General features: G+C 70.4%; 17 protein-coding genes. 4 read left to right on the forward strand and 13 right to left on the reverse strand.

Features of this window, described 5'->3' with window-relative positions; genetic code table 11:
* Nucleotides 1-65: 65 nt before the first annotated feature.
* From T398_RS12060 to disA, 3 genes are all read left to right on the forward strand, one after another.
* Nucleotides 66-710, forward strand: a complete 645-nt coding sequence (locus T398_RS12060; protein WP_496446689.1) for a hypothetical protein — start codon at nucleotides 66-68, stop codon at nucleotides 708-710.
* 28 nt (nucleotides 711-738) lie between these two features.
* Complete coding sequence (radA, locus tag T398_RS12065) at nucleotides 739-2,148, forward strand: DNA repair protein RadA (protein ID WP_496446691.1); 1,410 nt, start codon at nucleotides 739-741, stop codon at nucleotides 2,146-2,148.
* A 133-nt stretch (nucleotides 2,149-2,281) separates the two neighbouring features.
* On the forward strand, nucleotides 2,282-3,457 hold the full coding sequence (disA, locus tag T398_RS12070; RefSeq protein ID WP_496446692.1) for a DNA integrity scanning diadenylate cyclase DisA: 1,176 nt from the start codon (nucleotides 2,282-2,284) through the stop codon (nucleotides 3,455-3,457).
* Nucleotides 3,458-3,479: 22 nt separating this feature from the next.
* On the opposite strand, the gene T398_RS12075 is transcribed toward disA, so the two are convergent.
* From T398_RS12075 to T398_RS12085, 3 genes are all read right to left on the reverse strand, one after another.
* Nucleotides 3,480-4,178, reverse strand: coding sequence for a hypothetical protein (locus T398_RS12075; RefSeq protein WP_496446694.1), 699 nt, complete (start codon nucleotides 4,176-4,178; stop codon nucleotides 3,480-3,482).
* Nucleotides 4,179-4,308: 130 nt separating this feature from the next.
* Nucleotides 4,309-4,872: a peptide deformylase gene (locus tag T398_RS12080; protein ID WP_496446695.1), complete on the reverse strand. Its 564-nt coding sequence runs from the start codon at nucleotides 4,870-4,872 to the stop codon at nucleotides 4,309-4,311.
* Nucleotides 4,869-5,381 carry a glycine cleavage system transcriptional repressor gene (locus T398_RS12085; RefSeq protein WP_496446697.1) on the reverse strand — a complete coding sequence of 171 codons (513 nt, stop codon included), beginning with the start codon at nucleotides 5,379-5,381 and terminating at the stop codon, nucleotides 4,869-4,871. Before T398_RS12085 ends, T398_RS12080 begins: the two co-directional genes overlap by 4 nt.
* A 130-nt stretch (nucleotides 5,382-5,511) precedes the next feature.
* Between T398_RS12085 and T398_RS12090 the strand changes: the two genes are divergently transcribed.
* The gene (locus tag T398_RS12090; protein ID WP_496446699.1) at nucleotides 5,512-6,411 is read left to right on the forward strand and encodes an HhH-GPD family protein; all 900 of its coding nucleotides are present in this window, start codon (nucleotides 5,512-5,514) and stop codon (nucleotides 6,409-6,411) included.
* Nucleotides 6,412-6,474: 63 nt separating this feature from the next.
* On the opposite strand, the gene T398_RS12095 is transcribed toward T398_RS12090, so the two are convergent.
* The 10 genes from T398_RS12095 to T398_RS12140 all read right to left on the reverse strand — a co-directional run bounded on the left by T398_RS12095 (nucleotide 6,475) and on the right by T398_RS12140 (nucleotide 18,533).
* A complete protein-coding gene (locus tag T398_RS12095; protein ID WP_018826972.1) occupies nucleotides 6,475-9,009 on the reverse strand; it encodes an ATP-dependent Clp protease ATP-binding subunit in 2,535 nt (844 codons plus the stop codon).
* Nucleotides 9,010-9,430: 421 nt separating this feature from the next.
* A complete protein-coding gene (locus T398_RS12100; RefSeq protein WP_033660423.1) occupies nucleotides 9,431-9,781 on the reverse strand; it encodes a histone-like nucleoid-structuring protein Lsr2 in 351 nt (116 codons plus the stop codon).
* A gap of 117 nt (nucleotides 9,782-9,898) precedes the next feature.
* A complete protein-coding gene (gene lysS, locus T398_RS12105) occupies nucleotides 9,899-11,407 on the reverse strand; it encodes a lysine--tRNA ligase (RefSeq protein WP_496446700.1) in 1,509 nt (502 codons plus the stop codon).
* Nucleotides 11,408-11,613: 206 nt separating this feature from the next.
* A complete protein-coding gene (locus T398_RS12110) occupies nucleotides 11,614-12,372 on the reverse strand; it encodes a type III pantothenate kinase (RefSeq protein ID WP_018745218.1) in 759 nt (252 codons plus the stop codon).
* 35 nt (nucleotides 12,373-12,407) lie between these two features.
* The gene (nadC, locus tag T398_RS12115; protein WP_496446702.1) at nucleotides 12,408-13,304 is read right to left on the reverse strand and encodes a carboxylating nicotinate-nucleotide diphosphorylase; all 897 of its coding nucleotides are present in this window, start codon (nucleotides 13,302-13,304) and stop codon (nucleotides 12,408-12,410) included.
* Nucleotides 13,301-15,019, reverse strand: coding sequence for an L-aspartate oxidase (locus T398_RS12120; protein WP_496446704.1), 1,719 nt, complete (start codon nucleotides 15,017-15,019; stop codon nucleotides 13,301-13,303). Before T398_RS12120 ends, nadC begins: the two co-directional genes overlap by 4 nt.
* Before the next feature lie 129 nt (nucleotides 15,020-15,148).
* The gene (locus tag T398_RS12125; protein WP_496446706.1) at nucleotides 15,149-16,066 is read right to left on the reverse strand and encodes a septum formation family protein; all 918 of its coding nucleotides are present in this window, start codon (nucleotides 16,064-16,066) and stop codon (nucleotides 15,149-15,151) included.
* A 229-nt stretch (nucleotides 16,067-16,295) separates the two neighbouring features.
* The gene (gene panD / locus T398_RS12130) at nucleotides 16,296-16,724 is read right to left on the reverse strand and encodes an aspartate 1-decarboxylase (protein ID WP_496446707.1); all 429 of its coding nucleotides are present in this window, start codon (nucleotides 16,722-16,724) and stop codon (nucleotides 16,296-16,298) included.
* A 22-nt stretch (nucleotides 16,725-16,746) separates the two neighbouring features.
* The gene (gene panC / locus T398_RS12135) at nucleotides 16,747-17,595 is read right to left on the reverse strand and encodes a pantoate--beta-alanine ligase (protein ID WP_496446708.1); all 849 of its coding nucleotides are present in this window, start codon (nucleotides 17,593-17,595) and stop codon (nucleotides 16,747-16,749) included.
* Nucleotides 17,592-18,533 (reverse strand): Rossmann-like and DUF2520 domain-containing protein, encoded by a 942-nt coding sequence (locus tag T398_RS12140; protein ID WP_496446709.1) that lies wholly within the window; start codon nucleotides 18,531-18,533, stop codon nucleotides 17,592-17,594. The genes panC and T398_RS12140 overlap by 4 nt, the downstream gene beginning before the upstream one ends.
* Between the last annotated feature and the right edge of the window lie 120 nt (nucleotides 18,534-18,653).

Here is an 18,653-nt window from a genome sequence, read left to right on the forward strand (position 1 = left end):
TCTGCACGGGCATGGCCACCGTGTCCGGCGTACGACCGGGCCCGATCATGACGAGGAGGACCGACGTGACGCGCTCGATCAGGGGTTCCCGCCGGTCGGCCCTGCTACTGGCCGGGTTGGCGACGAGCGGACTACTGCTCTCTGGATGCAGCGCCGGTCAGGTTGCCGAGACCGCCGGAACCGTACCGTCGATTCAGGGTGTCAACGTCGCGAGCAAGAGCGGCGACTTCGCTGTTCGTAGCCTGCTGATCGCCTACCCGGGGGTGGACGGCTACCAGGCCGGTGACAACGCGAACCTGGACGTGGTCCTCTACAACGACTCGCCGGACCAGGTCACGGTGACCGTCACCACCGAGGGCGCCCAGGAGGTCGTCCGCAGCGACCCCAACGCCCCGCTCGGCGAAAGCCCGGCAACGACGGCCGCGCCCTCCGCTGGCATGCCGGCCCAGATCGTGGTGCCGCCGCTGAGCTTTGCACAGCTCAACTCGGAGGCGGCAACCGTGCTGCGGCTGATCGAGCTGGACCAACCGCTGCGGGTCGGCGAGAGCGTCTTCGTGACCTTCGACTTCGGTGGCACCACGATCCGGGCTGCGGCGCCGGTCGCCGTGCCGCTCACCCCGGCCGCGCCCCCGGAGCCGATCATCGAGCGCCACACCGGCTTCGAGGAGCTGGAGGACGGGCACGGCGGTCCGGGTGGCGCCGGGCACTGATCGTCGACGCGACGGTTAACGTCCTGGGGTGACCACCTCCCGATCCGGCCGCGCCCCCCGCCCCGCCTACGAGTGCGACGCCTGCGGCCACCAACCACCGAAGTGGGTCGGCCGCTGCCCGGAGTGCGGCGAGTGGGGCTCGGTCGTCGAGTGCACGCTGACCGGGCCCACCGTCTCCGGCCGGGTGGTCAGTTCCCGGCTGCCGGCCGAGCCGGCGCGGCCGATCGCCACCATCAGCGCCGCGCCCGCGCGCGCCCGCCCGACCGGGGTCAGCGAACTCGACCGGGTGCTCGGCGGCGGCCTGGTTCCGGGCGCGGTGGTGTTGCTCGCCGGCGAGCCGGGGGTCGGCAAGTCGACCCTGCTCCTCGACGTGGCGCAGCACTGGGCCGCCGGCGGCGCCAACCCATCGCTCGTGGTCAGTGGCGAGGAGTCGGTCAGCCAGGTCCGGTTGCGCGCCGAACGGATGGGCACCCTGCACGAGCAGCTCTATCTGGCGGCCGAGAGCGACCTCGCCGCGGTGCTCGGGCACCTGGACGCGGTCAAGCCGGGGCTGCTGGTGCTGGATTCGGTGCAGACGATCTCGACAACCGGCACCGAAGGGGTGCCCGGCGGGGTGACCCAGGTCCGCGCGGTCACCGCGGCCCTGGTGGCGGTCGCCAAGGAGCGGGGCATCGCGACTCTGCTGGTGGGGCACGTCACCAAGGACGGCCAGGTGGCCGGTCCACGGGTGCTGGAGCACCTGGTTGACGTGGTGCTGCACTTCGAGGGGGACAAACACTCGTCCCTGCGGTTGGTGCGGGGGGTGAAAAACCGGTTCGGCGCGGCCGACGAGGTCGGCTGCTTCGAGATGCACGAGGGCGGAATCAGCAGCTTGGCCGACCCGTCCGGGCTCTTTCTCACCCGCTACTCGGAGCCCGTTCCCGGCACCTGTGTCACGGTGGCGATGGAGGGGCGACGTGCTCTGGTCACCGAGGTGCAGGCGCTGATCGGGGCGACGGTGGCCGGGTCGCCCCGACGAACGGTCTCCGGGCTCGACTCAGCCCGACTCGCGATGGTCCTGGCGGTGCTCCAACGGCGCACCGAGCGGCTGACCCTGCACGATCGGGAGGTCTTCGCGGCCACTGTTGGCGGCATCCGGGTCGTCGAGCCCGCCGCCGACCTGGCGGTCGCCCTCGCGGTCGCCTCCGGCGGGCTCAACCTCGCGATCACCCCGCACCTGGTGGCGATCGGGGAGGTCGGGCTCACCGGTGAGGTACGCCGGGTGGGGGCGGTGCCGCGCCGGCTGGCCGAGGCGGCCCGGCTTGGCTTCCGGCTCGCGCTCGTACCACCGGGCTGCGGTCCGGAGAGCAGCGGCGTCCGCGCCGAACAGCTAAAAGTGGTCGAGGTCAGCGATGTCCGGGCCGCACTCCAAGCCGTCGCGCGGGCATCCGCCGAATAACCCTCAGCCTATTTAATACAGAAAGCTTCCCAATAAACAGCTATTAAGCGGTTGGATCGGTTAATTTTGGCAGCACGACACATCACAGTAACCGCGACAGCACCCACCGCAGAGTAGTCCGTAGACTGTCCCCGTGCCGACCGACCGCGACACCACCAAGCCTGCCGGCGCGACACCGCACGCCCGCACCGGTGCCGTGGGTTCGACCGCGCGTCCGATCAGTGTGCACATGACCGGAGACACGGCCAGTGACCCACTGCGCGCCAACCTGGCCCTGATGGCACCCGGCACCGCCCTCCGGGACGGGCTGGAGCGAATCCTCCGCGGACGCACCGGCGCCCTGATCGTCCTGGGCTGTGACCGGGTCGTCGAGAGCCTCTGCACCGGCGGCTTCCCGCTCGACGTGGAGTTCTCCGCCACCCGCGTCCGCGAGCTGTGCAAAATGGATGGCGCCGTGGTGCTCTCCAGCGACGGCAGCCGGATCGTCCGGGCGGCAGTGCATCTGATGCCCGATCCCACGATCCCGACCGAGGAGTCCGGCACCCGGCACCGCACCGCCGAGCGGGTTGCCCGTCAGACCGGCTACCCGGTCATCTCGGTGAGCCAGTCCATGCGGATCATCAGCCTCTACGTCAACGGCCAGCGGCACGTGCTGGACGACTCGGCCGCCATCCTCTCCCGGGCCAACCAGGCACTCGCCACGCTCGAACGGTACAAGCTACGCCTGGACGAGGTCTCCGGCACTCTCTCCGCCCTGGAGATAGAGGACCTGGTCACCGTCCGGGACGCGGTCGCCGTCGTCCAACGACTCGAGATGGTCCGTCGGATCGCCGACGAGATCGCCGGATACGTGGTGGAGCTGGGCACCGACGGCCGGCTCCTCGCGCTGCAACTCGACGAACTGATGGCCGGTGTGGACGCCGATCGCACCCTGGTCATCCGGGACTACCTCCCCACCGGCCGCAAGTCCCGCACCCTCGACGAGGCCCTGGTCGAGCTGGACCTGCTGACCGCGACCGAACTGATCGACCTGGTCGCGGTCAGCCGAGCGATCGGCTACCCGGCCGCCGCCGACGCACTCGACGCCGCGCTCAGCCCTCGCGGGTTCCGGCTACTGGCCAAGGTGCCACGGCTGCCGGTGGCGATCGTCGACCGCCTGGTGGGGCACTTCGGCAGCCTTCAGCGGCTGCTCGGCGCGACCGTGGAGGACCTGCAGGCCGTCGAGGGCGTCGGCGACGCCCGGGCCAGGGGCGTCCGAGAAGGACTTTCCCGGCTCGCCGAGGCCTCGATCCTGGAACGCTACGTCTGACCGCGCCAGCGGTACGGCTCCGTCAGCCGGTGACCTCGAGCTCCACGGGCTCGCTGTGCTTCGTGCCGACCCGGGCGAACACCTGGTAGGTGCCGGGCGGCGCTTCGGGGCCGATGGCGACCCCACCCTGACAGCGGGTGTCGTCGTTGCCGTTCCAGGTGATCCCATAGGACCGCTCAGAGTTCGGCGTGAACGACTTGACCGCCGAGCCCTCGCCGGTACCACAGCTGTCGGAGGACCAGATCATCGCCGCCCCCGACTTGAGGAACAGCTCCTGTAGGTCCGCGCCGACATCCCGGCTACAAGTCCGATCCGAGATATTTTTTATCTTCAATTGCAGTTCAACGGCATCGCCCCGGCCCACCGACACCGGCTGGGCGACAGCGGTCACGCTGATATCGGCATCGGCGCAGGCACCGTCATCGGTGCTCGGGGGCGCCGGGGGCGGGTCATCCGCCTCGGACGGCTCGGAGGGCGGCTCCTCCCCACCGACGTCGCCCGAGTCAGCTGGGGGCTCCGCCGGCCCGGCCGGGGGCTCGGAGTCGGCTGGGGAGTCGCCGGAGGGCTGCTCCTGCCCGCTGGCGTTCTTGCTGGCGGGCTCGTCCGAATTACCCCACGAGGAGTAGAAAACCACAACCAGAAAGAGAAACACCGCTCCGAGCACAACGGCGCGACGCCGCCAGTAAACGGCGGGGGGCAAGGGGCCGACCGTCAGACGCATGATGCTCTACCGTAGCGGTGCCACGTGCGGCAATCGACAGCGACGCGCCGAGCCAGTCCAGCAATGAAAGCTTTTCTCCACTTACCACAGTCCAAACCACCAAGGGTACGGGTGGGAAAACGGAAGGTGATCACAGGTACACCTTGCGCTGGTACACGGCATGGGCACCGGCGACCCGGTCCAGGAACAACAGACCCGCACAGTGGTCGATCTCGTGTTGCAGGGCCCGCGCCTCGAACGCGTCGGTGACCAGCCGAACCGTCGCTCCGGTCCCCGGCAGGGCCCCCTCCACCACCAGGCGACCGGCGCGCTTGACGTCACCGGTCAGATCCGGCACGGACATGCACCCCTCCCGGCCGGCCTTCCACCGACTGGCCTCCACCACGACCGCGTTGCACAGCACGAACGCACCGTGCCCGATGCCGGCCTTCGGATGGCCGGTGACATCCACCGCGAAGACCCGGGCACCGACCCCGACCTGCGGGGCGGCCAGACCGACGCAGCCCGGAGCGACCCGCATCGTGGCGACCAGATCGGCGGCGAGGCGTACCGTCTGCTCCGCCGTCGGATCCACCTCGCCGCCGGCCCGGGTGAGCACCGCGGCCGGGGCGGACACCACCGGCCGCACCTGACCCGGCGGGCCCAGCACGTCCAGCGTCCAGTCGCCGAGGCCGGGGCACTCCGCACGGTTCACAACAGGTCCGGGTCGGCCGGCCGGAGGGTTACCTCCACCCCGAGGTCGGCGGCGGTCGCCGCCAACCGGGCCGTCACCTGCTCGGCCCCGTCCGGCGGCAGCTCGACCTCAGCAAGGACGACGTAGAGCGCGCCAGCGAGGCGGGTCCTCAGGTCCGTGACGTTGCCGCCCGCCTCCGCGAGCACCCGGGTCATGGCGGCGACGATGCCCATCCGATCAGCACCATGCACCGCCAACACGTACGGTGTGCCGCTCGACGTCTGCTCCGCGTCGGGCACTACCGCGCGTACCGTCGCCAGGAGCTGACCGTCGGCGGCGAGCGGCGCCAGCGCGGCCTCGGCCTCGGCGGCAGCCGGGCCTACGCAGATCAACGTCATCGCGAAATGCCCCCGGAGCCGGGTCATGGTGCTGTCGGTAAGGTTCGCGCCGAGGCGGGCGAGCGCCTCGGCGACATCGGCCACGATGCCGGGCCGGTCCCGGCCGATGACGGTGATGGCGAGCTCACTCATCCCCGGATTCTCCCCGATCAGGCCCACAACGCCCAGCCAATTACGGCCCGCCCGACCACTCGTCGGGACTGGTCAGCGGGTTGGCCGTCGTGGGGGCGCGCGGCCCACGGCGTGACATGATCGACCGACGATGACTGAACCGACCTTCACCGCCCGGGTCAGCCGGTGGTACACGCAGCATGCCCGGGACCTACCGTGGCGGCGCCCCGGGGTTGGCGCCTGGGCCATCCTCGTCAGTGAGGTGATGCTCCAGCAGACCCCGGTCGCCCGAGTGCTGCCCGCCTGGACGGACTGGATGACCCGCTGGCCTGCCCCGGCCGACCTGGCGGCGGAGCCGCCCGCCGAGGCGATCCGGATGTGGGGGCGGCTCGGCTACCCACGGCGGGCGGTCCGGCTGCGTGAGGCCGCGGTGGCGATCGTGGCGCGGCACGACGGACAGGTGCCGAACCGGCTGGAACAGCTGCTGGCCCTACCGGGAGTTGGCACGTACACGGCGCGGGCCGTGGCCGCGTTCGCGTACGGGCAACGGCACCCGGTCGTGGACACCAACGTCCGGCGGGTGATCTCTCGGGCGGTCGCGGGTGAACCGGACGCCGGCCCCGCCACCCGCCCGGCCGACCTGGTCGCCGCCGAGGAACTGCTGCCGGCGGAACCGGCCGCCGCCGCGCTGGCCAGTGCGGCCTTCATGGAGTTGGGGGCGGTGGTCTGCACGGCCCGGTCGCCGCGGTGCGGGAGTTGCCCGGTCGCCTCGACCTGTGCCTGGCGGGCCTCCGGGGAGCCGGCGCCGACCGGCCCCACCCGACGTCCGCAACGGTACGCGGGCACCGACCGTCAGGTCCGCGGGCTACTGCTCGGCGTGCTCCGGGAGGCAACCGCTCCGGTGCCCCGGCAACGCCTGGACCAGGTGTGGGCCGACGAGGCCCAGCGTTTTCGGGCGTTGGCCGGCCTGGTCAACGACGGCCTCGTAGAGCAGGCCAGCGAGGCGTCCTTCCGGCTGGCCGGGGACGGACCGCCGGTCCTCGTCCACTGAGCACGAGAAACGGCCCGGTGGCGATCGCCATCGGGCCGTTGCTCGTCGGTTGGACCTGCCGGCCTACGCCGCGTCGTCCGCCCCCGTGGCGGCACCACCGAGGTCGGCGGGGACCGCGTCCGGCAGTTCGGCCGGTTTGTCGGTGCCGCGGAAGGTGAGGGTGGAGGAATCGATATCGGCCGGATCACCGTCGCAGTCAACGATGACGATCTGGCCGGGGTTGAGCTCGTTGAACAGGATCCGCTCGGAGAGGTTGTCCTCGATGTCGCGCTGGATCGTACGGCGTAGCGGCCGGGCACCGAGAACGGGGTCGAAGCCCTTCGTCGCGAGGTACTGCTTGGCGTTGTCGGTGAGCTCCAGCCCCATGTCCTTGTTGCGCAACTGGGTCTCGATCCGACCGATCATGATATCGACGATCGAGAGGATCTCCCGATGGCGTAGCTGGTGGAAGACGATGGTGTCGTCGATCCGGTTGAGGAACTCCGGCCGGAAGTGCTGCTTGAGCTCGTCGTTGACCTTCTGCTTCATCCGGTCGTAGTTCGAGTCGGAGTCATCAGAGGCCTGGAAGCCCAGCGAGACCGCCTTGGCGACATCGCGGGTACCGAGGTTGGTCGTCAGGATGATGACCGTGTTCTTGAAGTCCACGATCCGGCCCTGGCCGTCGGTGAGCCGCCCGTCCTCGAGGATCTGCAGCAGCGTGTTGAACACATCCGGGTGAGCCTTCTCGATCTCGTCGAAGAGGACCACACTGAACGGCCGCCGACGGACCTTCTCGGTCAGCTGCCCGCCCTCGTCGTAGCCGACGTAGCCGGGGGGCGCACCGACGAGCCGGGACACCGTGTACCGGTCGTGGAACTCGGACATGTCCAGCTGGATCAACGCGTCCTCGCTGCCGAAGAGGAACTCCGCGAGGGCCTTGGACAACTCGGTCTTACCGACACCGGACGGGCCGGCGAAGATGAACGAGCCGGACGGACGCTTCGGGTCCTTCAGACCGGCCCGGGTGCGGCGGATCGCCTTCGACACCGCCTTGACCGCGTCCTCCTGGCCGATGACCCGCTTGTGCAGCTCGTCTTCCATCCGCAGCAGCCGGGAGGTTTCCTCCTCGGTCAGCTTGTAGACCGGGATACCCGTCCAGTTACCGAGCACCTCGGCGATCTGCTCGTCGTCGACCTCGGTGACGACATCCAGGTCGCCGGCCTTCCACTCCTTCTCCCGCTGTGCCTTCTGACCCAGCAGCTGCTTCTCGGTGTCCCGCAGCTGCGCGGCCCGTTCGAAGTCCTGCGCGTCGATCGCGGACTCCTTGTCCCGACGCACCTGCGCGATCCGCTCATCGAAGTCCCGCAGGTCTGGCGGCGCGGTCATCCGCCGGATCCGCATCCGCGCGCCCGCCTCATCAATCAGATCGATCGCCTTGTCCGGCAGGAATCGATCCGAGATGTACCGGTCGGCGAGGGTGGCCGCCGCCACCAGGGCCGCATCCGTGATCGACACCCGGTGGTGCGCCTCGTAGCGGTCCCGCAGCCCCTTCAGGATCTCAATGGTGTGCGGCAACGACGGTTCACCCACCTGGATGGGCTGGAACCGACGCTCCAACGCGGCGTCCTTCTCCAGGTGTTTGCGGTACTCATCCAGCGTCGTCGCGCCGATGGTCTGCAACTCACCCCGCGCCAGCATCGGCTTCAGAATGCTCGCCGCGTCGATCGCGCCCTCGGCGGCACCCGCACCCACCAACGTGTGGATCTCGTCGATGAACAGGATGATGTCACCACGGGTGCGGATCTCCTTGAGGACCTTCTTCAACCGCTCCTCGAAGTCACCCCGGTACCGTGAACCCGCCACCAGAGCACCCAGGTCAAGGGTGTACAGCTGCTTGTCCTTCAGCGTCTCGGGCACCTCGCCCTTGACGATCCGCTGCGACAGGCCCTCCACCACGGCGGTCTTACCCACACCCGGCTCACCGATCAGCACCGGATTGTTCTTCGTCCGCCGGGACAGCACCTGCATGACCCGCTCGATCTCTTTTTCCCGACCGATAACCGGGTCGAGCTTGCCCTCCCGGGCCGCCTGCGTCAGATTGCGACCAAACTGGTCCAACACCAAGCTCGTCGAGGGAGCGGCCTCACCCGGCGCCGTCCCCGCCGCTGCCGGCTCCTTACCCTGATAGCCCGACAGCAGCTGGATCACCTGCTGCCGGACCCGATTCAGATCCGCCCCCAACTTCACCAGCACCTGCGCCGCCACACCCTCACCCTCACGGATCAGGCCCAGCAGAATGTGCTCGGTGCCGATGTAGTTGTGCCCGAGCTGCAGCGCCTCCCGCAGCGAGAGCTCCAGCACCTTCTTGGCCCGCGGGGTGAACGGAATATGGCCACTCGGCGCCTGCTGGCCCTGCCCGATGATCTCCTCAACCTGCTGACGCACGCCCTCCAGAGAAATCCCCAGACTCTCCAGCGCCTTGGCGGCCACGCCCTCACCCTCGTGGATCAGGCCCAGCAGAATGTGCTCAGTACCGATGTAATTGTGGTTGAGCATCCGGGCCTCTTCCTGGGCCAGGACAACAACCCGACGCGCTCGGTCGGTGAACCGCTCGAACATGCCCTCGTGCTCCTCACATACCGTGCGCCTCGATGATCTAGATCGTGGCGGGGCCGCTGCGTGAACGCCCGGGACGGGCGTCCGTGCCTTTTAACTCTATCGCCGCGCGCCGACTCCGCTGGGGTCCTGTCTCCCCCGGTGGTGCCGGATACGCGCTGTTTTGCCCAACCGTCCGCGCTCAGCAGGTGTTCCGGTAGCAGCGCTGCTACGCGCAGAGCGAAATTCGACCGCCGCCGGATCGACCCCACGACACCCCGGAAACCGCCACCAGCCCAATAACAGCCCACCCGGCTCAACCACCACGACGACACCGCCGGCCCCCACCAGCGGTAGCGTCACCCCACCCCGGCCGCCACCGGGCCGAGACACAGCAACGCCGGCCCGGAGCCTGCGCTCCGGGCCGGCGTCCGCCAGATACCGGTCAGTGGCCGGCGCGAGCGTGGTACTCGTCCACGATCTCCTGCGGGATGCGACCCCGGTCGGAAATCTCCTTGCCGGCCTTCTTGGCCCAGGCCCGAATCGCCTTGTTCTGCTCACGATCGGCGGTGGCACCGCCCCGGCCCCGGGCAGCCCGGCCACCCACGACCACGCCACCCCGGCCCACCTTCGTGCCGTTGGCGACGTACGCGGCGAATACCTCCCGCAATTTCTCGGCGTTGACGCTCGACAGGTCGATCTCGTACTGAACGCCGTCGAGGGCGAACTTGACGGTCTCGTCAGCGTCCCCGCCATCCAGGTCATCGACCAGCTTATGAATGATCTGCTTGGCCACGTCCCACATTCCTTTCCAGCAGGGTGCAGCGGTTCTGCGAATCCCGCAAGAGCACAATAACCCGGATGACGCTCCGCGCGTCAATAGGATCCGGTTACGAGTCGGGTGACCCGACCGTCACTCCGGTCGGACCAGCGGGAAGAGGATGGTTTCCCGAATTCCCAGGCCGGTCAGCGCCATGAGGAGCCGGTCGATTCCCATTCCCATACCACCAGACGGTGGCATTCCGTACTCCAGGGCCCGGAGAAAGTCCTCGTCGAGCTGCATCGCCTCGTCGTCGCCCCGCGCCGCGAGCCGCGCCTGGGCCACCAGACGTTCCCGCTGAACCACCGGATCCACCAACTCCGAGTAGCCCGTACCCAGTTCGAAGCCGAGCACGTAGAGGTCCCACTTCTCGGTCAGGCCCGGCTCGCTCCGGTGCGCCCGCACCAACGGGCTGGTCTCCTCGGGATAGTCCCGCACGAAGGTGGGCGCCAGCAGACCCGGGACCACCAACTCCTCGAACAGTTCCTCGGCCAGCTTGCCCGGACCCCACTTCGGGTCGACCGCCAAGTCCACCTTGTCGGCGTACTCGACCAGGCGGGCCCGCTCCGTGCGTACCGTGACCTCCTCTCCGAGCGCTTCGGAAAGGGAAGCGAACAACGTCACGGAACGCCACTCACCGCCGAGGTCGAACTCGCGACCGTCCGCGTGGGTCACCACCGTCGACCCGCCGACCGCGAGCGCCGCCCGCTGGATCAGATGACGGGTCAACTCGCCGATCGTGTCGTAGTCGCCATACGCCTGGTAAGCCTCGAGCATCGCGAACTCCGGCGAGTGCGACGAGTCGACGCCCTCATTGCGGAAGTTGCGATTGATCTCAAAGACGTGATCTACGCCACCAACGAGCGCACGCTTGAGAAATAGTTCCGGAGCGATTCGCAGATAGAGGTCAGTGTTGAGGGCATTGCTGTGGGTCACGAATGGGCGAGCGGCCGCACCGCCGTGCAGCAGCTGGAGCATCGGGGTCTCCACCTCGAGGAAACCCCGCTCGTGCAGGGACTCCCGCAGGCTTCGCACCGCGGTCGCCCGGGTACGAACCATCTGCCGGGCCTGCGGGCGAACGATGAGGTCGACGTAGCGCTGCCGGACCCGGGCCTCCTCACTCAGCGGCTTGTGCGCCACCGGTAGCGGGCGAAGGGCCTTCGCGGTGACCGCCCACCCCTGCGCCAGCACCGACAACTCACCGCGCCGGCTGGTGATCACCTCACCGGTCACCCCGACGAGATCACCGAGATCCACCAGCTGCTTCCAGTCCGCAAGCCGCTGCGCGCCGACCCGGTCCAGGGAGAGCATGGCCTGCAGCTCGGTCCCGTCGCCGTCGCGAAGCGTGGCGAAACAGAGCTTGCCGGTGTTCCGCACAAAGATCACCCGGCCGGTGACCGACACCTGGTCCCCGGTGGCCGTGTCGGTGGGCAGGTCGGCGTAGCCCTGGCGGATCTCGGCCAGCGTGCTGGTCCGCGGATAGCCGAGCGGATACGGTTCGACTCCCTCGGCGAGCATCCGGTCCCGCTTCTCCCGGCGGACCTTCATCTGCTCCGGAAGATCGTCGGCGGGGTCAACTGGTACGGCGTTCTGCTCGATCACGGCGCGCTTCCTCAGGCAGGGAATTCGGGCGGGGTCAGCCCCCGAGCGTACTCAAGGGCTCTCGTGCGGGACATCGGATAGCCGGCCGCCATGACCGAACCCACGCCCACTCCCGCGCTAGGGGGGCGATGACGACCGATTATGACCGCAGTGCCCGGAATCACCCGGGATGACGACCGGCCGTGCCGCACTCGGGCGTCCGGGGCTCAAACGTTGCGGTCGTAGACCATCCGGAGCCCGATCAGAGTGATCATCGGCTCGTGGTGGGTGATTGTCCGACACTCCTGCATCACCAACGGGGCCAGCCCTCCGGTGGCGATCACCGCCTTGACCGCACCCAACTCCTCCACCATCCGCTCAACGATCCGATCCACCTGCCCGGCGAAGCCGAAGTAGAGGCCGGCCTGCAGACATTCGACCGTGTTCTTGCCGATCACCGAACGCGGCCGGGCGGCCTCGACCTTGCGCAGCTGGGCGGCGCGGGCCGCGAGCGCATCGAAGGATATCTCGATGCCGGGGGCGAACGCCCCGCCCAGGAACTCGCCCCGCCCGCTGATCACGTCGAAATTGGTGGTGGTGCCGAAGTCAACGACGATCGACGGGCCGCCGTAGAGGTTGTACGTCGCGAGCGTGTTAACCACCCGGTCGGCACCGACCTCCTTGGGGTTGTCGATGGCGAGCTGCACCCCGGTCCGCACCCCGGGCTCGACGATCATGTGCGGCACGTGGGCGTAGTAGCGGTCCAGCATCGTACGCACCGACCGGAGCGCAGCGGGCACCGTCGAGCAGGCGGCCACCCCGCTGATCTCCACATCGGCGCCGGAGAGCAGCCCCCGGAACATCAACCCCAACTCGTCCGCGGTAGACCGCGGATCCGTGTTGATCCGCCACGAGTGCACCAGTTTGTCGCCATCGAAGGTCGCCAGCACGGTATTGGTGTTTCCGATGTCGATGCAGAGCAGCACACCGACAGCCTAGACAACAGCCAACGCGGGCCGCCTCACCCCGTCCGTAGGTCCAGCGCGACGTCCAGAATCGACGACGAGTGGGTGAGCGCGCCGACCGACAGGAAATCCACCCCGGTCGCCGCCACCTCGGCCGCCACCGCCAGCGTCAGCCCCCCGGTCGCCTCCAACTCGGCCCGCGCCCCGACCGCCCGCACCACCTCGCGCAGCAACTCCACCCCCATGTTGTCGACCAGCAGGAAATCGGCGCCCGCCTCCACCGCCTCCACCGCCTCGGCCAAGGTGTCCACCTCCACCTGCACCCCCACGTCCGGGAAGGCCGCCCGGACCCGCCGGTACGCCGCGGCCACCCCGCCGGCCGCCAGCTTGTGGTTGTCCTTGACCATGGCCACGTCGTGCAGGCCCATCCGCTTGTTGGTGCCGCCGCCGGCGCGGACCGCGTACTTCTCCAGTGCCCGCAGGCCCGGGGTCGTCTTCCGGGTGTCCAACACCATCGCCTTCGTGCCGGCCAGCGCGTCGGCCCAGGCCCGAGTGTGGGTGGCGACGCCGGACATGCGGGAAAGCAGGTTCAGCGCGGTGCGCTCCGCGGTGAGCAGCAGCCGGGTCGGTCCGGTCACCGTGGCCAGCACGTCGCCGCGGACCACCCGCTGCCCGTCCTGGGCGACGAGCGACACCGCCACCGTACGGCCAGCTCCGGTCACCTCGCCCACCAGCTCGAACACCGCTGCGGCCACCGGCAACCCGGCGACCACCCCGTCGGCACGCGCGACCAGGTCCGCCGTGTCAAGCTGGCTGTCCGGGATCGTGGCGACACTGGTCACGTCGAGAAACTCCGACCCCAGGTCCTCCAGGAGCGCGTCGGTGATCACCCGTCGTACCCGCTCCGGGTCCAGCCCCGCCGCCCGCAACAAGCCCTCGGTCTCTCCCGTCACCTGTCCTCCCCCCGCTCAGCAACCCCGAATCCCTGCCACCTTCGCAGCAGCCGGCCCTGTGGATCAATGGCGCCGACCAGGTGGCCCCGCCACCGCTCGTCGGCCATCGGAAAGTCCTCCCGCCAGTGGCAACCCCGGGTCTCCTGCCGCGCGGTGGCGGCCGCCACCAGCACGGTCGCCACCGTCAGCAGATTCGTCGCCTCCCAGTCCGCGGTGCGGGGAACTCCCGCGGCGTCGCCGAGCGTGACCAGGGCAGCCGCCGTGTCGGCCAGGGTCGCCGCCGACCGCAGCACGCCAGCGCCCCGCGTCATCGCCCGTTGCAGGTCGGGAACGCCGGCGACGGGAAGCACCCGACCCGCACCCCCCGCCCAGGCACCGGTCGAGGCCGGGCGCAACTGCTCCGGCAGGCCGGTCGCCAGTTCCTCGGCGATCCGACGGGAGAAGACCAACCCCTCCAGCAACGAGTTGCTGGCCAGCCGGTTCGCGCCGTGCACACCGGTGCAGGCGACCTCACCGCAGGCGTACAGGCCGGGGATGGAGGTACGGCCATGCAGGTCGGTACGGACGCCGCCAGAGGCGTAGTGTGCCGCCGGGGTCACCGGAATCAGGTCGGTCGCCGGATCGACGCCGATGGCCAGGCAGGACGCCACAATGGTGGGAAAACGGCGGGCAAGGAAGTCGCCGCCGAGGTGCCGGGCGTCGAGAAAGACATGGTCCGAGCCGGTCGCCAGCAGCACCCGGTGGATGCCCTTCGCGACCACGTCTCGGGGGGCCAGCTCCGCCAACTCGTGCTGCCCGACCATGAACCGCTTGCCATCGGAGTCCACCAGTTGGGCGCCCTCGCCCCGCAGCGCCTCGGAGACCAACGGCTGCTGGGCGTGCCGGGCCCCGCCCACTCGGGCGGACGGCGGGACGGTCAGCGCGGTCGGATGGAACTGGACGAACTCCACATCGGTCACCGCGGCCCCGGCCCGCAGCGCGAGGGCCACCCCGTCGCCGGTGGAGACCGCGGGATTGGTGGTAGCCCCGAAGACCTGCCCCATCCCCCCGGTCGCGAGCACCACCGCGCGCCCCAGGATCGCCCCGACGCCGTCCTCACTGCCCTCACCCAACACATGCAGGGTTACCCCACAGGCGGGGCCGAGCCCGTCCGGACCGTCACCGGCGGCCCGGAGCAGGTCCAGCACCAGGGCGTGCTCGACGAGCCGGATCCATGGATCCCGGCGAACGGCGGCGTGTAGTGCCCGCTGCACCTCCGCACCGGTGGCGTCGCCACCCGCGTGCACGACCCGGTCCGCTCGGTGCCCGCCCTCCCGGGTGAGCATGAGCGAGCCATCCGGGTGGCGATCGAACTCCGCACCGATCCGCATCAACTCCCGCAGCCGGACGGGCCCCTCCTCGACGAGGACCCGGACCGCCGCCGGATCACTGAGGCCAACCCCGGCGATCTCGGTGTCCGAGGCGTGGGCCGCGGGGGTGTCGTGCGGATCGAGCACCGCGGCGATGCCGCCCTGCGCCCAGCGCGTCGAGCCCTCCTCGATGTCAACCTTGGAGACCACCGTGACGTGCAGGCCCGCCTCCCGCAGGTGGAGCGCGGCGGTCAGCCCGGCGACCCCAGAGCCGACGACGATCACGTCAGTCGTCTCCACCCAGCCGGGCGCGGGCGCCGCCAGTAAACGGGGCAGGGCCGGCCAGTCACCGGTCGGTAGGTCCATCCCCACAGTCAACCCGAACAACGCACGTGGGAGGCGGCGGGGGCGAGACGAGTGGTTTGGGCAACGCCGTACCCGACCGGGCCGATCCGCACGCCGACGAGGCCGAAGGAGAGCGCCGCAAGCTCCTCGTCACCGGTTCCGGACCGGCAACCGGGCCGGACCGGCGTTCTGCAGCGACCCGGTCACCTGGCGGTCGCTGAGCCACAGGTAGCAGCGGACTCCTCGATCGCCGGCCTCCCACCGGCCGGCGCTGGGTGGACGGACCACCACATCGACCCGCAGCCGTAGCGTCGGGTCGTCGGGCACCTCCGTGAAACGCGCGATCTCGGTGCGGCAGCCGGTGTAGAGCGGCGCCCAGTCCGCGTCCGCGGTGGGGTACGGGCGCTTCGGTGCCCGCCACACCCCGACGAACTCCGCGTCGTGTCGGGTGCGGCAGTCCACGGGGCGCAGCGCCACCACCCCACCACCCCGATCCGCACCGCTCTGCTGGCAGCCGAGCCGCAACGGTGACCCGGCGGCGAGTCCGCCGCGCAGGCTGCCGGTGCGGAGCACCACCTCGGCGTCCGCCTCAGCGGTGGTCACCTCGGTGAGGTCGCAGCGGTACCAACGGGAACCAGCGGCCCAGCCCGAAGGGGACGGGACAGCCACCCAGATCCGCAGCCGCCCGGTCCGCCAATCGGCCCCCACGTACGTGCTGGTGCGGGTGTCACAGTCGACGAACGCGACCCGCAGGTCAGCCGAGCCGGCGGCCGGCGGGCCGGACTGCCCCGTCGGGAAGGTGCCCACGTGCACGGTCTCTACCCGGTGCGGGGCCGAGCACTCCACCGGTTGGTACGCCGCCAGGGTCACCTGGGTGGTGGCGTCGGCCACCTGACACACCCCCGCTTCGGGAGTGAACGGACCGGCCGTGGGCAGCGCCCCCCAGTCGTCGGTCAGGTCGCCGTCGGTCGGCCCGGCACAACCCGCCAGCAGCGCCACCACCGTCGCTGCGCACCACGCCCGCATGCTGCCGACCGCCCGCGCACCCTTCCTGACCCGATGTCCCACGCCGCCTCCCAGAGTCGACGCCCCACCTGCCAACGAGTCCACCCAGGGTAACCAAAAGTACCCGGCGAGTAACAGAGCCGCGTGGCGTGGCTCCGGTGGGCCGGCGCAGTGCGGGCCGGGCACCACACCGGTGCCGGGCCCACCCACCGGCGGCGACCAGCGAGCGGGCGGGACCGGTCCGGCCGGAGGGCCGGCGACCCCGGTCCGGCCGGAGGGCCGGCGGGACCGGTCAGGCCAGCGAGTCCGCCAACGGGTTGGGGACCGGCGCCCCCGCCGTCCCGGGCGCCGCCGTGGCCGCGTCCGCGGTCAGGTCCACAATCCGGTTGCCCGAATCGACGTGCACGATCTGCGGCTGGTAGGTACGCGCCTGCGCGTCCTCCAGCTGTCCGTAGGCGATGAGGATCACCAGGTCACCCGGGTGGACCAGGTGGGCGGCGGCGCCGTTGATGCCGATCACACCGCTGCCTCGCTGCCCCGGAATCACATAGGTCTCCAACCGGGCGCCGTTGGTGACGTCCACGATCGCCACCTGCTCGCCCGGAAGCAGATCGGCGGCGTCCAGCAGATCCTGGTCCACCGTGACCGAGCCGACGTAGTGCAGATCGGCCTGGGTGACCGTAGCCCGGTGAATCTTCGACTTGAGCATGGTGCGCAACATCGGGCGCCTCTCGTGAGTTGGGTCAGAAACGCGGGTCGAGCTGGACCGACACGTTGTCGATCAGGCGGGTGGCGCCGACCCAGGCGGCGACGAGCAGCCGCGCCGGACCCGCAACCGGCCCCGGCTCCAGCTCCGGGTCGGTGAGCACCAGGTAATCCAGTTCGACACCGGGCGGGCCGGAGTCGAACGCGGCGTGCGCGGCGGCCAGCACCCCGCCCGCGGCCGCGCCCCCGGCGGCGGCTGCCGCCCCCGCCCGCAACGCCCCCGGCAGGCTCAGCGCAGCCGCCCGCCCCTCGGGCGACAGATAGCGGTTCCGGCTGGACAGGGCCAACCCGTCCGGCTCCCGGACCGTCGGCACGCCAACGATCTCCACCGGCACCTCCAGGTCGCGCACCATCCGGCGGATCAGGGTCAGCTGTTGGTAGTCCTTCTCACCGAAGAACGCCCGGTCCGGCCGGGTGAGCTGAAGCAGCTTCAGCACCACGGTCAACACCCCGTGGAAGAAGCCCGGCCGGCTCTGCCCCTCCAACTCCTCGCCGAGCTGGCCCGGGTTGACCCAGACCCGGGGCTGGCCCTGCGGGTACAGCTCCGGCACGGCCGGCGCGAAGACCACCGCGGCGCCGGCCCGGCCGCAGATCTCCAGATCCGCGTCGAGCGTGCGGGGATACCGGTCGAAGTCCTCGTCCGGCCCGAACTGGAGCGGATTCACAAAGATCGTGACCACAACGTTGTCGGCCTGCTCCCGGGCCGCCCGCAACAGGGTCTCGTGCCCGGAGTGCAAGGCGCCCATGGTCATGACGACGCCCACGGTGCCGGTCAGCGCCTCCCGCGCCGCCGCCAAGTCGACCCGAGTGTGTACCAGCTTGGTCACGCAACCACCTCCCGATCCCGCCCACTCAACACCGCCAGCACCGGCTGCGCCGCCACCGGCTGCAGCCGGCCGGCCGCGATCACGCGGTCCGCCGTCCGTCGAGCCAACGCCAGGTAGGGGCCCACCGATTCCGGCGCGGTCGCCGCGAGCTGGGTCAGGTGCCGCTCGACGGTGCCGGCGTCGCCCCGGGCGACGGGTCCGGTCAGCGCATCGTCCCCGAGCCGCAACGCGTTGTCCAAGGCGGCCCGCAACAGCGGGGCGAGCACCCGCTCCGGCTCGGTCACCCCGCCGTCCCGCAGCCGGTCGGCCGCCTCGTTGACGAGGGTGATCAGGTGATTTGCGCCGTGCACGAGGGCAGCGTGGTAGAGCGCTCGGTCCGACTCGGCGACCCACTCCGGTACGCCGTCGAGGTCGGCGACGAGCCGGGTGGCGAACGGACGCAGCTGCGCCGGGGCGGTCAACCCGTACGAGATGCCGGGCAGTCGGGTGAGATCGTCCGGCGTACCGGTGAAGGTCATCGCGGGGTGCAAGGCCAGCGGGCTGGCCCCGGCCCCGACGACCGGCGCCAGTACCGCCAGGCCGTGCGCGCCGGAGGTGTGCGCGACCACCTGCCCCGGACGCAACGCCCCGGCCTCGGCGAGACCGGCGACGACCTCCGCGAGCGCGTCATCCGGCACCGCCACCAGCAGGAGATCGGTGGCGGCGCGGGCTACCGAGCTGGCCGACCGCTGCGGCACGTCGGACAGGAGCAGCGCCGTCCGGGCGCGCGAGGCGGCGGAGCCGCCGGTCGCGGCCACCACTCGGTGGCCGGCAGCGGCGAGAGCGGCGGCCAGGACGGCACCGACCCGGCCAACACCGATCACACCGACGGCCAGGGAACGGGGGGTGGGAGCGTCAACCGACCGATCGACGGGACGCGGAGACAGCGAAGCGCTCATAACACTGATCCAGTCCTCGGAGGGGTACCGGTCGCTGGCAAGTATGCGCCGCGGCGCCGCAATCGAGACAGGGAGGTGTGAAAACGTTCACCATCGGTGGTCCGGGGAGACCCGCTCACC

It is taken from the genome of Salinispora goodfellowii (assembly GCF_059570675.1).

Excerpts from the sequence above, each read along its gene's own strand:
- panD (WP_496446707.1), bottom strand. The coding sequence starts at position 16,724 with ATGTTGCGCACCATGCTCAAGTCGAAGATTCACCGGGCTACGGTCACC.
- T398_RS12120 (WP_496446704.1), bottom strand. The coding sequence starts at position 15,019 with ATGGACCTACCGACCGGTGACTGGCCGGCCCTGCCCCGTTTACTGGCG.
- T398_RS12085 (WP_496446697.1), bottom strand. The coding sequence starts at position 5,381 with ATGAGTGAGCTCGCCATCACCGTCATCGGCCGGGACCGGCCCGGCATC.
- T398_RS12090 (WP_496446699.1), top strand. The coding sequence starts at position 5,512 with ATGACTGAACCGACCTTCACCGCCCGGGTCAGCCGGTGGTACACGCAG.
- T398_RS12140 (WP_496446709.1), bottom strand. The coding sequence starts at position 18,533 with ATGAGCGCTTCGCTGTCTCCGCGTCCCGTCGATCGGTCGGTTGACGCT.
- T398_RS12075 (WP_496446694.1), bottom strand. The coding sequence starts at position 4,178 with ATGCGTCTGACGGTCGGCCCCTTGCCCCCCGCCGTTTACTGGCGGCGT.
- T398_RS12095 (WP_018826972.1), bottom strand. The coding sequence starts at position 9,009 with ATGTTCGAGCGGTTCACCGACCGAGCGCGTCGGGTTGTTGTCCTGGCC.